Origin of the sequence: Streptomyces sp. NPDC101151 (assembly GCF_044768335.1) — a bacterium.
GTDB lineage: Bacteria > Actinomycetota > Actinomycetes > Streptomycetales > Streptomycetaceae > Streptomyces.
This window is the reverse complement of the sequence record NZ_JBIWPP010000004.1, coordinates 370,537-383,697: the sequence shown is the minus strand read 5'-3', so window position 1 is coordinate 383,697 and position 13,161 is coordinate 370,537. Positions and strand designations below refer to the sequence as shown.

Annotated in this window: 13 protein-coding genes and 1 pseudogene; 4 read left to right on the top strand and 10 right to left on the bottom strand. The window is 71.0% G+C overall.

What is annotated here, in order from left to right:
• The first annotated feature begins 4 nt into the window (after positions 1–4).
• Positions 5–271 (top strand): hypothetical protein, encoded by a 267-nt coding sequence (locus ACIRU3_RS10135; protein WP_404054082.1) that lies wholly within the window; start codon positions 5–7, stop codon positions 269–271.
• 3 nt (positions 272–274) lie between these two features.
• Here ACIRU3_RS10135 and ACIRU3_RS10130 read toward each other — a convergent pair.
• A pseudogene (locus ACIRU3_RS10130) lies at positions 275–688 on the bottom strand (recombinase family protein); the annotation flags it as partial.
• Between the two features lie 123 nt (positions 689–811).
• Positions 812–1,759 carry a LysR family transcriptional regulator gene (locus ACIRU3_RS10125; protein WP_404054079.1) on the bottom strand — a complete coding sequence of 316 codons (948 nt, stop codon included), beginning with the start codon at positions 1,757–1,759 and terminating at the stop codon, positions 812–814.
• Positions 1,760–1,830: 71 nt separating this feature from the next.
• On the opposite strand from ACIRU3_RS10125, the gene ACIRU3_RS10120 reads away from it, so the two are divergent.
• Together ACIRU3_RS10120 and ACIRU3_RS10115 are read left to right on the top strand one after the other, a co-directional pair.
• Complete coding sequence (locus ACIRU3_RS10120) at positions 1,831–2,565, top strand: SDR family oxidoreductase (RefSeq protein WP_404054076.1); 735 nt, start codon at positions 1,831–1,833, stop codon at positions 2,563–2,565.
• A 242-nt stretch (positions 2,566–2,807) separates the two neighbouring features.
• On the top strand, positions 2,808–3,272 hold the full coding sequence (locus ACIRU3_RS10115; RefSeq protein WP_404054073.1) for a hypothetical protein: 465 nt from the start codon (positions 2,808–2,810) through the stop codon (positions 3,270–3,272).
• A 28-nt stretch (positions 3,273–3,300) separates the two neighbouring features.
• On the opposite strand, the gene mgt is transcribed toward ACIRU3_RS10115, so the two are convergent.
• Genes mgt through ACIRU3_RS10095 form a run of 4 tightly spaced genes read right to left on the bottom strand, consistent with a single transcriptional unit; the run spans position 3,301 to position 7,591 of the window.
• Positions 3,301–4,515, bottom strand: coding sequence for a macrolide-inactivating glycosyltransferase (gene mgt / locus ACIRU3_RS10110; protein WP_404054070.1), 1,215 nt, complete (start codon positions 4,513–4,515; stop codon positions 3,301–3,303).
• Positions 4,516–4,572: 57 nt separating this feature from the next.
• The gene (locus ACIRU3_RS10105; protein ID WP_404054067.1) at positions 4,573–5,853 is read right to left on the bottom strand and encodes an ABC transporter substrate-binding protein; all 1,281 of its coding nucleotides are present in this window, start codon (positions 5,851–5,853) and stop codon (positions 4,573–4,575) included.
• A complete protein-coding gene (locus ACIRU3_RS10100; RefSeq protein WP_404054064.1) occupies positions 5,853–6,686 on the bottom strand; it encodes a carbohydrate ABC transporter permease in 834 nt (277 codons plus the stop codon). The genes ACIRU3_RS10105 and ACIRU3_RS10100 overlap by 1 nt, the downstream gene beginning before the upstream one ends.
• Positions 6,683–7,591 carry a carbohydrate ABC transporter permease gene (locus tag ACIRU3_RS10095; protein WP_404054062.1) on the bottom strand — a complete coding sequence of 303 codons (909 nt, stop codon included), beginning with the start codon at positions 7,589–7,591 and terminating at the stop codon, positions 6,683–6,685. The genes ACIRU3_RS10100 and ACIRU3_RS10095 overlap by 4 nt, the downstream gene beginning before the upstream one ends.
• A 157-nt stretch (positions 7,592–7,748) precedes the next feature.
• Between ACIRU3_RS10095 and ACIRU3_RS10090 the strand changes: the two genes are divergently transcribed.
• Complete coding sequence (locus tag ACIRU3_RS10090; RefSeq protein WP_404054059.1) at positions 7,749–8,612, top strand: phosphotransferase enzyme family protein; 864 nt, start codon at positions 7,749–7,751, stop codon at positions 8,610–8,612.
• Positions 8,613–8,730: 118 nt separating this feature from the next.
• Here ACIRU3_RS10090 and ACIRU3_RS10085 read toward each other — a convergent pair whose 3' ends face one another.
• The 4 genes from ACIRU3_RS10085 to ACIRU3_RS10070 form a co-directional block, all read right to left on the bottom strand.
• Positions 8,731–9,513: a 3'-5' exonuclease gene (locus ACIRU3_RS10085; protein ID WP_404054056.1), complete on the bottom strand. Its 783-nt coding sequence runs from the start codon at positions 9,511–9,513 to the stop codon at positions 8,731–8,733.
• A gap of 102 nt (positions 9,514–9,615) precedes the next feature.
• Positions 9,616–10,857, bottom strand: coding sequence for an SAV2148 family HEPN domain-containing protein (locus ACIRU3_RS10080; protein ID WP_404054435.1), 1,242 nt, complete (start codon positions 10,855–10,857; stop codon positions 9,616–9,618).
• Positions 10,858–10,960: 103 nt separating this feature from the next.
• The gene (locus ACIRU3_RS10075) at positions 10,961–12,274 is read right to left on the bottom strand and encodes a copper amine oxidase (protein ID WP_404054053.1); all 1,314 of its coding nucleotides are present in this window, start codon (positions 12,272–12,274) and stop codon (positions 10,961–10,963) included.
• A 61-nt stretch (positions 12,275–12,335) separates the two neighbouring features.
• A complete protein-coding gene (locus ACIRU3_RS10070) occupies positions 12,336–13,151 on the bottom strand; it encodes a Tat pathway signal sequence domain protein (RefSeq protein ID WP_404054051.1) in 816 nt (271 codons plus the stop codon).
• Positions 13,152–13,161: the final 10 nt, after the last annotated feature.

Genomic DNA, 13,161 nt, shown 5'->3' with positions numbered 1-13,161 from the left:
TCACATGGACAGGCGGAGTCTGCTGAAGGGTGCGCCGGCCGCGCCGGCCGTCGGGCTGCTGGGTGCCGTACCGGCGGGCGCGGCACCGGCGGCGTTCGACGTGCTCATCGGGGACATCGGCTCGGGAAAGATCTATCTCTTCGACCGCAACAGGCCGTTCACCGATGCCAACATCAAATGGCAGCTGAACCCGGTGGGTTCGGGGCACCCGATGGAGCACCGGTTCCGTGACACGGCCTTCGGGGAGGATCGGTCCGGGTTTTGGCGGTAGCGGTCAGTCTGCGCTGAGCTGGTTCGGAACGCGGCCGGAGGCGCGGAGTTCCTGTAGGTCGGGGATGTGATTGTAGAGGGTGCCGGGGCTGACGCCGAGGAGCTCGGCGATCGAAGTGATCGAGTTCTCGGGGTTGGGGAGCAGGTCGCGGGCGGCGCGGATGATCTCGGGGGTGGCGACGATGGGTCGGCCGCCGGCACGGCCGCGGGCGCGTGCGGCGTCCAGGCCTTCGCGGGTGCCGGAGACGATGAGCTCGCGGATGAACTCGGCGAGGGCGGCGAAGACGTGGAAGACGAGACGGCCGCCGGGGGTGGTGGTGTCCAGGCGTTCGTGCAGAGAGCAGAAGCCGATCTCGCGGCGGCGGAGTTCGCCGGCCATGTTGACCAGGTCCTTGAGGGACCGGCCGTAGCGGTCGAGCGCGGGGACGAGGCGGCATGCGACGGCGGTGGCGGGTGAGGGGGTGCTGGCCTTTCTTCGCGCTGGTGGTTGTCTGAAATTGGTCCTGCGGTGATCGTCATGGCGAGGGGTGACTGCCCTCGGTCAGTAGGCCAGTGCGGTCATGTGGTCGGGGTGGTGGGCGGCGACGTCGTGGGCGGCTTGGACGAAGGCGGCGACGGCTGCGGATCGCGAGGTCTCCGGCCAGGCGACCATGACCGCGCTGGGGCTGAGGCCGGTGACCGGCCGGTATGCGATGTCCGGGCGCTGGTGCCGCTCGGTGGTGGAGCGTGACAGGAACGCCACCGCCTGGCCCAGCGCGACCACCTCCAGGAGTTGCTCGACGCTGGCCACGAGCGGCCCCTCAGCAGTGTCGGCCGGCGCCAAGCCGGTGTGGCCATCGCCTGCTTCCGCTCCGTCGCATCCTGTGTAGTAGGCGGTGGTGGAGGGGGCGGCCCCTTTCCAGCGTGGGATCGGTTCGCCCTTGAGGTCGGTCAGCCGCAGTCGCCGGCGTCCGGCCAGGCGGTGCGCGGCGGGGAGAACGGCCAGTCGCGGCTCGACCACGAGCGTCTGGGAATCCAGTCCTTGACCGTCGAACGGGCTGCGCAGCAGCGCTACGTCGGCACGGCCGTCCCGCAGCATGGCGATCGGCTCTCCGCTGCCGCCGACGACGACTTCAGGCGGCGGCAGATGCGAACCCGTTCCCCGGTAGGCGGCGAGGATCTCCCGCAGCAGCCCGGCATCGCCTCCCGGCTTGACCGCCACGACGAGCTGGGGTGTCGGCTGACCGGCCCGGCGTGCACGCCGGGCCGCCGCGTGCACCGCGTCGACCGCGATCCGGGCCTGGTCGAGCAGCACCTGACCGGCGGTGGTCAGCCTCACCTGCCGGGTGGTGCGCTCCAGCAGGCGTACACCGAGCCGGGACTCCATCTGAGCGATCGCCTTCGACAGCGGGGGCTGCGCCATCCCCAGGCGTTGCGCGGCCCGGCTGAAGTTCAGTTCCTCGGCGACCGCGATGAAGTACCTCAGCTCCCGCACCTCCAGCTCACTCATATCTGTGGACTATAGATCCAGAGTCTTCTGGTCTTTCCCTGCCGCCCGTGGGCGAGGGGAGGCTGGGTGCCATGACGACTTCGCAGAAGACTGCTCTGATCACCGGCGCGAACAAGGGCATCGGCAAGGAAACGGCGCGCAGGCTCGCAGCCCTCGGCATCACCGTGCTGATCGGCGCCCGCAACGCCGAGCGTGGCGAGGCGGCGGCCGAGGAGCTTCGCGCCGACGGCGCCGACGTACGGTTCGTACCGCTGGATGTCACCGACGAGATCTCGGTCCAGGCCGCCGCCCAGCACATCGACGCCACGTTCGGCCGCCTCGACATCCTCGTCAACAACGCCGCGATCGCCGCCGGACCGCAAAAACCGAGTGAAACCCCAGCCGCCACCGTCCGGCAGGTCTACGAGGCCAACGTGTTCGGCGTCATCGCGGTGACCCACGCCATGCTCCCCCTGCTCCGCCGCTCCGCCGCCGCACGCATCGTCAACATGTCCAGCGAACTCGGCTCCCTCACCCACCTGGCCGACCCGGGCAGCCCGTGGTCCGCCTACTCCTCGATTCTCCTCCCTTACTGCACCTCGAAGAGCGCGCTGAACGCGATCACCGTGCTCTACGCCAATGAACTGCGCGCCGAAGGGATCCTGGTCAACGCGGTGAGTCCCGGCTACTGCGCGACCGACCTCAACCGCCGCACCGGGATACGCACGGCGGAGGAGGGCGCGGCCGTGGCGGTCGACCTGGCGACTGTGGGCGAGGACGGCCCGACGGGCGCCTTTCTGGCCGAGGACGGGCCGATTCCCTGGTGAGACCATGCCGCGCCGTCTCCGCCCGAAGGCTGCCGGGGTGTTTTCAACCTCCGCCGTGACGGTCACTGGCCTCTTGTGTGGCGCCCATCCCCACGGGCCTTACTGGTAGTTGGTGGGCGCACAAGCCAAGACGGGCACGAGGTGATCACTCATCTCGCGGAGTCAGCGTCAAGGGCTGGGCCGCGGGTCAGCCGGTGGTTTCCATCGCGGTTGTGTGCTCGTCGTGTTCACGCAGCATGTGCATGACGGTGGCGGTGAGGGGCGCCGGCCTTTCGCACGGATTGCTGCGGGACCCGCAGCTGGAACGCATGTGGGCGGCGGGCGGCTCGGTACTGACGGCCTACCGGATCGTGACCACGGCGAACTCGGCCAAGCTGGTCGAGGACACCGCGCGCCGCCTCACCACGTTCCACCACCCGCACGATCTGCAGCCCGACTTCCGCAACCCCGACCGGCTGCTGGTCACGGACACCAACGTCGTCCACGCGGTCGACAAGTCCACGATGAAGCCGGCCACCCTGCACACGCGCAAGCTCGTCAAGTCGTACGTGCATCACGCCTCGGGCGAGCAGATGTGGACCGCGGCCGTGCCGCACGGCAACGCCTTCGGGACGAAGTACGTGCACTTCAACGTGAGCGGGGTGGCGCGGGCACGGGAGGGTGCGGTCATCTACAAGGCCCGGCCGGCCACCACCGTCTGTCTGTGACGCGGCCCGGCCGGACCGGCGTCACCGGCTAGCTCCGGCGCCGCCCGTCCAGTTCCGCCTCGATCAGGTCGGCCGCCCGCCGGGTGCCGCCCTCCTCGGCCATTCCCGCCTGGATCTCCCTCAGCCGTCGGGCCACCTCCGGGTCGCCGGTCAGGGCGAGGGCGGCTTCGCGGAGGCGGTCGGCGGTGGCCTCCCCGGTGGCCAGGCGGCGGGCGACGCCGAGGGACTGGAGCATGTCGGCGTTGCCGAACTGGTCGACCGCCTGCGGTACGGCGATCATCGGCGTGGCGGTGGCCAGCCCCTCCTGGCTGCCGCCCGCGCCGGCGTGTGTGACGAACAGGTCGGCCTGTCGCAGCACCGCCAACTGCGGTACCCAGTTGTGCACTTCGGCGTTGGCCGGCAGGTCGCCCAGCTCGGCGGGGTCCACGTGCCTGCCGATCTGCAGGACCAGGTGCCAGCCGGGCAGGTCCCCGAAGGCGCGCAGGCACGCGCGGTAGAAGGCGGGCTGTTTGGTGAAGGCCGAGCCCAGGGAGACCAGGACGACGTTTTCGGCACCGGCGGGCCGCTGCCATTCGCCCTGGTCGGCGCGGTCGCCCTGGCAGGCACCGACGAAGGTGTGGACGCGCTCGTCGACCCGGTCGGCCTGCGGCTGGAGGGCCTTCGGGATCAGGACCAGGGAGCGGGCGGGGCGGCCGACGAAGGGGTCCGGGTGCTCGGTGATCCCGTTCTCCGCCAGCCAGGCCTCGAAGCGGGCGTAGTAGGCCTGTCCGCGCTCGGTCTTCCTGGGCTCCGCCCACATCGGCTCGGCGACCTCCTCCTCGTAGCCGTCCCAGGCGACCAGGTTCGGCGAGAGGGAGACCGCTGGGACGCCCCAGCGGTGGGCGAGGACGCGGGCCGGGTAGGACGTGATGTCGTGCAGGACGAGGTCGGGTTCGTCTCCGTCGTAGGCCTTGATCAACTGTGGCAGTGCCTGGATCGCGTCGGCGAGGAAGGGCTCCACGTTGTCCAGCAGGGTGGTCCCCCAGGCCTCCGGGTCGGCGTCGGGCCCGGGCAGCGTGGAGGTGTAGGGCACGGGCCGGGCGCCGGTCGCGGCCACCTTCTCGGCGAAGACCGGCGGGATCGCGTAGGTGACCCGGTGGCCGCGGTCGACGAGTTCGCGGATCACCTCCAGGCTGGGGTTCACATGGCCGTGGGCGGCGATGGAGAACATGGCGACATGGGCAGGGCTGCTGTGCGGGGTCATGCCCCCGAGACTAAGTGAGACGAGACGTCTCGTTCAACTTCTTCACGGAGTCCACGATCACCGCTGGTACCTCGCCAGCACCAGGTTGCCGTCCCGCTCCAGGCGTCTGCGCAGGTCGTCCAGGCCTATCGAGCCGCTGTAGTACTCCTGGAAGGCCGGGGTGGCCACCTTGTCCTTCCACTCCGGGTAGCCGCGGACGGACTGGGCGGGCGCCGGCCGGAGGTGGGCCGCCAGGGCCGTGCCGGTGGCCCAGCCGTTCTTCGCGGTGTGCAGGGCGGGGTCGCGCAGGGCCTGGGTTCCGGTGGGCAGCATCCAGTCGCCGAGGCCGAGGCGGACCATGTTCTTCGGCCGCAGCAGGAAGTCGATGAACGCGGCGGCCTCCTTCTTGTGCGGGCAGTCGGCGGCGACGGACAGGGTCTGCGGGCTGACGCCCTGGGCTAGCCCGTCGGCGCCCGCGGGGGCGGGCAGCACCTCCCAGTCGAACCCCTTCGGGGCCTGCTGCACGATCTGCTGACGGTAGGAGAAGCCCAGCGGCACCATTGCGTAGCGGCCGCCGAAGAAGCCGGGCAGCGTGTCCGAGCCGCCGCTGCCCAGTGTCGAGGCGGGCGCGCTGCGGTCGGTGGCGACCTGGTCGTGGACGGTTCGGGGTACGACCGCGTCACCGGCCCCGAACCGGACGCTCACCCGGCCGTCGGCGCCCCGGTGGAAGAGCTGCCCGCCCGCCGACAGGGAGAGGTTGAGCGTGGCGGAGACGGGCTCCTTCAGCGGCCAGGCGACGCCGTACCGTCCGTCGCCGCTGAGCCGCTCCGTGATCTGCCGGAACTCGGCCCAGCTCCAGGGGTGTTCGGGAGTCGGCAGGCGCACCCCCGCCGTCCGCAGCCAGGTCGAGTTGGCGATCAGTACCCGGGGTTCCTGGAGGAAGGGCACGCCGTAGGTCCCGTCCCCGAAGGTCGCCGTCTGCCAACTCCGCTGCGGAATGTCGGACTTGAGCCGGGCGGACAGCAGGCCGGTCAGGTCGGCCAGGTAGCCGCCGTAGGCGAAGTCGGCGAGGTCGTCGGAGGCGTCGTGGATGACGTCCGGGGCCTCGCCGCCCTCGAAGGAGGTGAGCAGCTGGTCGTGGACGCCGTCCCAGCTGCCCTGGACGTACTCGACCCTGACGTCCGGGTGGGTCGCGTTCCAGTCGTTCACCAGCGCCTTGTTGGCGGCGACGGACTCCTGCTGCCAGGCCAGGGACTGGAAGCGCAGGGTGATCGGGCCGCCTTGGCCGCCCCCTCCCGACGAGCAGCCCGCGAGCAGCAGGAGGAGTACGACGAGTGCGGTCGCGACTCTGGTCCGCATCAGCTCTTCACCGCCCCGGCGAGCAGGCCGCCCGTGATCCGGCGCTGGATGAGGGCGAAGACCGCCAGGGAGGGCAGCGTGGCGAGGAACGCGGCCGCCGCCAGCGGTCCGAGGTCCGCCGCCCCCTCCGCGCCGATGAAGTGGGTGAGGACGACCGGGAGGGTCTGCCGGTCCGGGCTCTTCAGCAGCACGAGCGCGAAGAAGAACTCGTTCCACGCGGTGACGAACGCGAACAGCGCCGTCGCCGCGATCCCCGGCGCCAGCAGCGGCGCCGTCACCGACACCAGGGTCCTGAGCCGCCCGGCCCCGTCGACGGCCGCCGCCTCCTCCAGCTCCGCGGGCACGGCCCGGACATGGCCGACGAGCATCCACAGCGCGAACGGCAGCGCCCAGACCACGTACACCAGCCCCAGCCCGGGCAGGGAGTCGATCAGCCTCAGCTCCTTCAGCACCAGGAACAGCGGAATGATGACCAGTACGAACGGAAACGCCTGGCTGACCACCACCCATCCGGTGGCCGCACGGGACAGCGCGGACCGGTGCCGTGCCATCACGTACGCCATCGGTGTCGCGATCAGGACGGCGACGACGGCGGCTCCGAGCGCCACGATCAGGGAGTTGAAGGCGGCTTGCAGCAGCGGCTGTTCGTCGAAGGCCTGCCGGAAGTTGGCCAGGGTCGGGTGGCGCGGGATCCAGGTGGGATGGAGGCTGCCCAGCTCGCGCGGCGACTTGACCGCGGTGGACAGCAGCCACAGGAACGGGAAGGCCAGGAAGACCAGGTAGGCGAGCAGGGCGGCGTACTGGCCGGCGCGGGCCGCGGGACGGGTCCTCATGTGTGGTCACCGCCCCGCAGCCGCCCCGCCAGGAACACCGCGAGCAGAACCGAGATCACCGCGACCATCACGCATCCCATCGCCGCCGCATACCCGAACTGGCCGTAGCGGAAGGCCTCTTCGTAGGCGAACAGCATGGGCAGCCGGGTCCTGCCGCCGGGCCCGCCGTTCGTCAGCACGTACACCAGGGCGAAGGAGTTGAAGTTCCAGATCAGGTTGAGTGCGGTGATGGACAGGGCCACCGGTCTGAGGGCGGGCCAGGTGACCGTGCGGAACCGGCGCCAGGCGCCCGCGCCGTCCACGGCCGCCGCCTCGTGCAGTTCGCGCGGGGTGTTCTGCAGCCCGGCGAGCAGGGCGACCGTCGTCTGCGGCATACCCGCCCAGATTCCGACGACGATGACGGCGGGCAGCGCGGTGGCGAGACCGCTCAGCCAGTCCCGGCCGTCGCCGAGGCCCAGGTCCCGCAGGGTCTCGTTGAGGACCCCGGCGTCCGGGTTGTAGACCAGCCGCCACATGATGCCGACGACCACCTCGGGCATGGCCCACGGGACGATCGCGAGGGTGCGGGCGAGCCAGCGCAGCCGTAACTCCTGGTTGAGCAGGAGGGCGAGGCCGAGAGCCAGCAGGAACTGGGGCACGGTCACACCGACCGCCCACACCAGCCCGATCCGGAACGACTCCCAGAACAGGGTGTCGTGCAGCAGGTCCCGGAAGTTGAGGCCGCCGATCCACCGGGTGGCCGCGGTCCGGCCGGACTGGGAGTCGGTGAACGCCAGCAGAATGCCGTACAGCAGCGGGCCCACGCTCAGCACGAGGATCGGGATCAGGGCGGGCAGGACCAGGAACCAGGCCCCATGACCGGCGGCGGGTCCGGTCGGCCGTCTCGCTTCGGCCACTGATGTCACTGAATCAGCCCCTCTGCCGGATCCGATTGGCGTGTTCATGTTCGTGAAGGCGTGCAGCCTCGTCAAGGGACCGCGCACACGGTCCGACCTGTGCGAATGCGAGACTGACCGAAGACCGCAGACGCACGGCGCAGGACGAAGGGAACGGAGGCGGACGATGGACGAGGCACGGGCGCGGGACGTACTGGCCGCGGCGAAGGTGCTGCCGGGCCCGGCGCGGGACGCGCGGCTCCTCGCCCTCGGCGAGAACGCGGTGTTCGCCGCCGACGACCTGGTGGTCAAGGTCGGCCGGGACGCCGAGCTGCTGGAGCGGGCCCGGCGCGAGCTGGACATCGCCGGCTGGCTGGCCGGGGCGGGCGTACCCGCGGTGCGGGCGGCCGAGCCGGAGCCGCTGCTGACCGAGGGGCACCCGGTGACCGTGTGGCACCGGCTGCCCGACCCGGTACGGCCCGCCGAACCCCGCGACCTGGCGCGGCTGCTGCGGATCGTGCACGCACTTCCCGCTCCCCCTTTCGCGCTGCCGCCCCGCGAACTGCTGGGCGGTGTGGAGCGCTGGCTGCGGCTCGCGGGCGAGACGATCGACCCCGACGACGCGGCCTACCTGCGTGAGCGCCGGGACGGTTTCGCCGCGGCCGCGGCCGCGCTGACGCCCCGTCTGACGCCGGGCCCGATCCATGGCGACGCGCTGCCCCGCAATGTGCACGTCGGCCCCGACGGCCCGGTCCTGGTCGACCTGGAGACCTTCTCCGTCGACCTGCGCGAGCACGACCTGGTGGTCATGGCCCTCTCCCGCGACCGCTACGGCCTGCAGGCCGAGGCGTACGACTCCTTCACCGAGGTCTACGGCTGGGACGTGCGGGAGTGGGAGGGCTGCGCAGTGCTGCGCGGAGCCCGCGAGACGGCCAGCTGCGCCTGGGTGGCCCAGCATGCGCCGGGCAACCCGAAGGCGCTGGCCGAGTTCCGCCGCCGGGTGGCTTCGCTACGGGACGGGGACGAGGCTGTGCGGTGGTACCCGTTCTGACAGATGGCGCACCCCTTCTGGCAGGTGGCGCACCCCGGCGCTGACAGGAGCGCGGCGCCGGACGGGTTGTGCGGCCCGGCGCCGAGGGGTGCGGCCGTGCTACGGAGTGCGCCCGGTGCTACGAGGCGCCGCCCGCGCCCGCCCGAGCCGCTGCACCGGTACGATCGCCCGCGGTGTGCGCGGACCCGTCGTCCGTCAGCTCCCGCATGGGCCATGTCCCGTCCACCACCGCCGTCGCATCCCCCTTGCGGCGCAGGAAGTCCTGGAAGTCCGCCGCCCACTCGGCATACCACTCGATCTGCCGCTCGTGCAGTTGCGCCGGACCCAGAGTCGCGATCTTCGGGTGGCGGTCGGCTATCGCGGAGGCGAGACGGGCCGCGGCCAGGGCGTCGGCCGAGGCGTTGTGGGCCGCGTCGAGGACTATGCCGTACTCGGCGCAGACCGCCTCCAGGTTCCGCTTGCCCCTGCGGTAGCGGTCGACCCAGCGGTCGATGGTGTAGGGGTCGACGACGGGCGCGGGGGCGGGGCCGCCGAGCCGGTCGGAGAGGGACGGCAGGCCGTACCTGTGCAGTTCCGCGGAGAGCAGGGTGAGGTCGAAGGCCGCGTTGTAGGCGACGACCGGAACGCCCGTTTTCCAGTAGGAGACGAGCACCTGTGCGATGGCGTCGGCCACCTGGTCGGCCGGGCGGCCCTCGGCCGCCGCGCGTTCGTTGCTGATGCCGTGCACCGCCACCGCGTCGGCCGGGATCTCCACGCCCGGATCCGCCAGCCATTCCCGGCGCCCGACGGGCTCACCGGCCCTGACCTCGATCACCGCGCCGGTGACAATGCGCGACTCGCGCGGATCGGTCCCGGTCGTCTCCAGGTCGAAGCCGATCAGCAGCTCCCGGTGCCAGCCCATCGGCGGCCCCCCTTCTTGGTGGTGCTTTCCCCCAGTGGCCTCCACCATCGCACGCGGCACTGACAATCCGGGGACCGCGTTCCGCTTGCCGGGGCGGACGGTTCACGACACCGGGCGCGAATCGACCCAGGCCTGCTCGAATTCCTCACGGTAGGTCGGAAAGAGTCCCGTTTCGACCAGATCATCCGACTTGACCAGTCGGCTGCCGTTGCGCAGTACCAGCACCGGCGACTCCATCCCGCGCGCCCCGCGCAGATAGGACTGCACCACGGCGATGCCGTCGGCGCCGTCTCCGTCCACCAGGTAGGCGGTGAAGCGGGGCGTCTCGTCGTAGACCTGGATCTCGAAGGCGCCGGGGTCACGCAGCCGGGACCGCACCCGGCGCATGTGCAGGATGTTCATCTCGACGGACCGGCTCAGTTCGCCCCGTTTCATCCCGAGCTCGCGCTCGCGGCGCTTCACCGCGCTGGAAGCCGGGTTGAGGAAGAGCAGTCGCACTCGGCAGCCGGACTCGGCGAGCCGGAGCAGGCGGCGTCCGGAGAAGTTCTGCACCAGCAGGTTGAGGCCGATACCGATGGCGTCGAGGCGGCGCGCGCCCCCGAAGATGTCCTCGGCCGGGAACTGGCGCATGAGCCGCACCCGGTCGGGGTGGACCGCGACGACGTCCGCGTACCGGTCGCCGACCAGGTCCTCGACCGCGTCTACGGGCAGCCGGCGCGCGGAGGGCACGTCGCCGCCTGCGCCCAGCATCTCCAGCAGCCGGGCCGCGGCCCGCTCGGCCTGGTTCAGGACCGCCTCGGACAGGGCCCGGTTGCGGGAGACGACATTGCGGGTGACCTCCAGCTCGTCCAGAGCGAGTTCGAGGTCGCGGCGCTCGTCGAAATACGGTTCGAAGCACGGCCAGTGCTGCACCATCAGCTCGCGCAGCTGCGGCAGCGTGAGGAAGCTGAGCACGTTGTCGTCGGCCGGGTCGAGCAGGTAGCCCTTGCGGCGGCTGACTTCGCGGACGGCGACCGCCCGCTGCACCCACTCCTGTCCGGCGGGCCCGGCCGCGGCCACCACCCATTCGTCGCCGTGGACGGGTTCGTAGATGGGGCGCAGCACAGCGGCCACGACCGCGCGCAGCCGCTGTTCGACGAGGTTCAGCCAGATGTAGGCCCGGCCCGCCCGCTGGGCGCGCGTGCGCACCTCGAGCCAGGCGCCGGCGTCCCATTCCAGTTCCGGCCCGATGGACCCCGTAGCGTCCATCGGGCGGGCCAGGGACACCGCGCCGGGCGGGACGTCCGTGGAGTTCCCCTCGTGACCCTCGTCACCAGGGGGCAGCTCCAGCCCTCCCGAGCCCACCCGTGCACCGCCTTCCGCCACCCTGGGCCTTCCCCGTCTCAACGATCAAGGAAGGGTACTCCGGGAGCGGCGGGCGATGCAGCCGGATGGACAGGTCGGTTTCTCAACTACGAGGCCGCCAATGGCCGTTCTGCCATGCCAGCTCGTCGGGAGTGAGCGGATTCATAGCGGTGACGTCCCTCGGGGCGATGGCGAAGCCCTGCCAGTGGATCGGCATGGGCTGCTGGTCCTCGTCCCGGGCGATGTGGTGGAAGCCGACGTTCATCCAGACCAGCGGGTGAGTGAGGGTCTGGCCGTTGACCCACTTGTCGACGGACTTGCCCGCACCGGCCGGGCAGGCGCCGGGGTTGTTGCTGGCGAACTGCTCGCACTTGTTGTACTCGGTGAAGTACACGTCGTGCTTGGTGAAGCTGCGGCCCGGGTACTTCGTGGTGGGGCCGGGGACGATCTCGTACGAACGCGCGTGTCCGTCCTTGTTCTTGCCGGTCGCGCTGACCACCCGCCACCAGCGGTAGGTCTTGTAGTCGCCCGCGAGTTCCTTGGTGACCTTGGTGCGGGTGGTCTTGTTGGTGGGCGCCTGCTGGCCGTGGGCCGGAGCGGTGACGGCCGAGTCGTACTGCTCGATCTTCGTCTTGGAGGAGCCGTCGAGGCCGAAGTCGAGCCGCCAGAAGACGTTGTGGCTGTGGCTGGTGGCGGATGCCTTGGCGCCCTTGCCGATGGGCCAGCCGCGCCCGTCACCGGCGTCGTAGTCGTCGTAGGAGAGGCTGCCGGTGGCGCCGACGTTCATGTTGACGGTGCCGTCGTCCTGGAAGCGCCACTCCGTCATGTACTCGTACCAGCCGACCTGGTTGACGGTGTAGACGAGCAGGTCCTTGCCCTGGGCCTGGAAGACCTTGTTGGCGCTGTTGCCCTGCATGCGGTAGGCGTGACCGCGCGAACGCGTGGTCGTGCACAGGCCCTTGACGTCCGGGTGCTGCGGGTCCCAGGCCTCCGGGACACGGACGGTCTTGATGGTGCCGCCGGGACACTCGCCCGGCGCCAGGTTGACCAGCCCCTGGGCGAAGCCGAAGCCGGTCAGGTCGTCGTACTCGACGCTGCCGTCGTCGTAGGGGACGTCGATCTGGCCGAGGCGGGCGCTGTTGAGGACCTTGATCGGCTTGGTCTCGCCCTTGGGCTGGTAGGAGATGTTCTCCAGGACGAGGCCGGCCTTGCTGTCGTAGCGCCAGCACATCCGCCAGGTGGTGCCGCCGGCGAGCTTCTGCTCGATCTTGTAGGCGGCACTGCAGTCGGCGGCCGCCGCGGGTGCGGCCTTGGGCTGGGCGACGGCCGGTCCGGCGCCGGCCGTCGCACCGGCGACCAGTGCGGCCACGCCGACGGCCGCCCGCGCGCGGGTACGGCTGATTCGGTTGACGGGCATGACGAAGTGGCTCCCTTGCAGTACTGGCAAGCAGGAAAAGTCAACGGAGAGTTCGCGCCGCTCAGCGGCGTTCGAGCTTGGCGACCTTGCCGGCGCTCAGGTCGACGACCAGCCACCGGGCGTCGATCCAGGGGCCGTTCTTGACCTTCGGGAACAGCCGCACACAACGGTGTTCGCCGCACTTGTCGAGAACGGAGGGCCGGCCGCCCTCAGTGGCGCGGTAGACGGCGCCGTTGAGCAGCAGCTGGTCCGCAGAGGTCAGTTCGTGGCCGGTGGCGTCCTTGTAGTCCGCCTTGAGGCCCGCGCCCAGCGGGTCGGCGATCAGCAGCTCGGCCGCCTCGGCGTTCTCGGCACGGCTCAGCGGAGGCTGGACGCCGTGCTGCCGGCTGGTCTGCTCGACCTTGCCGGTCTCCAGATTGACCGTCCTGGTGACCAGTTCGTCGGTCTTGTAGTCGTAGAAGGTCACTTCCGCCCGGCGCGGCGCGTTCGGGTCGTCCACCTCGTTCGCCGTCGCCGGGTCGGCGAGGTCGACGCTCAGGCGCTGCGGGCCGCGGTCGCCGTCCACGTTCTCGCCCGTGTTCAGCAGCTGCCGGTTCAGGGCTATCTTCCCGACACGCTCGATCTCGTCGTCGGTCAGCGGGTCGCGGCCGGTGCCCTTCTCCCCCTGGGCCGACGGCTGCTCCACGACGCCGGGCCGCACCGCGTCCGGCCCCTGTCCGGCCTGCTGCGCGGCCTGTGTGCCGCTGCCCGACCCTCCCGATTCGTCCGCCCCTGCCGTGCCCGGCAGGGTGATCCCGATCATCACGGCGGTCCCGGCCACCGCCAGGGCCCCACCCGCCACCACCTTGCCCAGATGGCGGTGCACTATCTCGCGCACATCTTCCCCC

Excerpts from the sequence above, each read along its gene's own strand:
- ACIRU3_RS10135 (WP_404054082.1), top strand. The coding sequence starts at position 5 with ATGGACAGGCGGAGTCTGCTGAAGGGTGCGCCGGCCGCGCCGGCCGTC.
- ACIRU3_RS10125 (WP_404054079.1), bottom strand. The coding sequence starts at position 1,759 with ATGAGTGAGCTGGAGGTGCGGGAGCTGAGGTACTTCATCGCGGTCGCC.
- ACIRU3_RS10120 (WP_404054076.1), top strand. The coding sequence starts at position 1,831 with ATGACGACTTCGCAGAAGACTGCTCTGATCACCGGCGCGAACAAGGGC.
- ACIRU3_RS10115 (WP_404054073.1), top strand. The coding sequence starts at position 2,808 with ATGACGGTGGCGGTGAGGGGCGCCGGCCTTTCGCACGGATTGCTGCGG.
- mgt (WP_404054070.1), bottom strand. The coding sequence starts at position 4,515 with ATGACCCCGCACAGCAGCCCTGCCCATGTCGCCATGTTCTCCATCGCC.
- ACIRU3_RS10105 (WP_404054067.1), bottom strand. The coding sequence starts at position 5,853 with ATGCGGACCAGAGTCGCGACCGCACTCGTCGTACTCCTCCTGCTGCTC.
- ACIRU3_RS10100 (WP_404054064.1), bottom strand. The coding sequence starts at position 6,686 with ATGAGGACCCGTCCCGCGGCCCGCGCCGGCCAGTACGCCGCCCTGCTC.
- ACIRU3_RS10090 (WP_404054059.1), top strand. The coding sequence starts at position 7,749 with ATGGACGAGGCACGGGCGCGGGACGTACTGGCCGCGGCGAAGGTGCTG.
- ACIRU3_RS10085 (WP_404054056.1), bottom strand. The coding sequence starts at position 9,513 with ATGGGCTGGCACCGGGAGCTGCTGATCGGCTTCGACCTGGAGACGACC.
- ACIRU3_RS10075 (WP_404054053.1), bottom strand. The coding sequence starts at position 12,274 with ATGCCCGTCAACCGAATCAGCCGTACCCGCGCGCGGGCGGCCGTCGGC.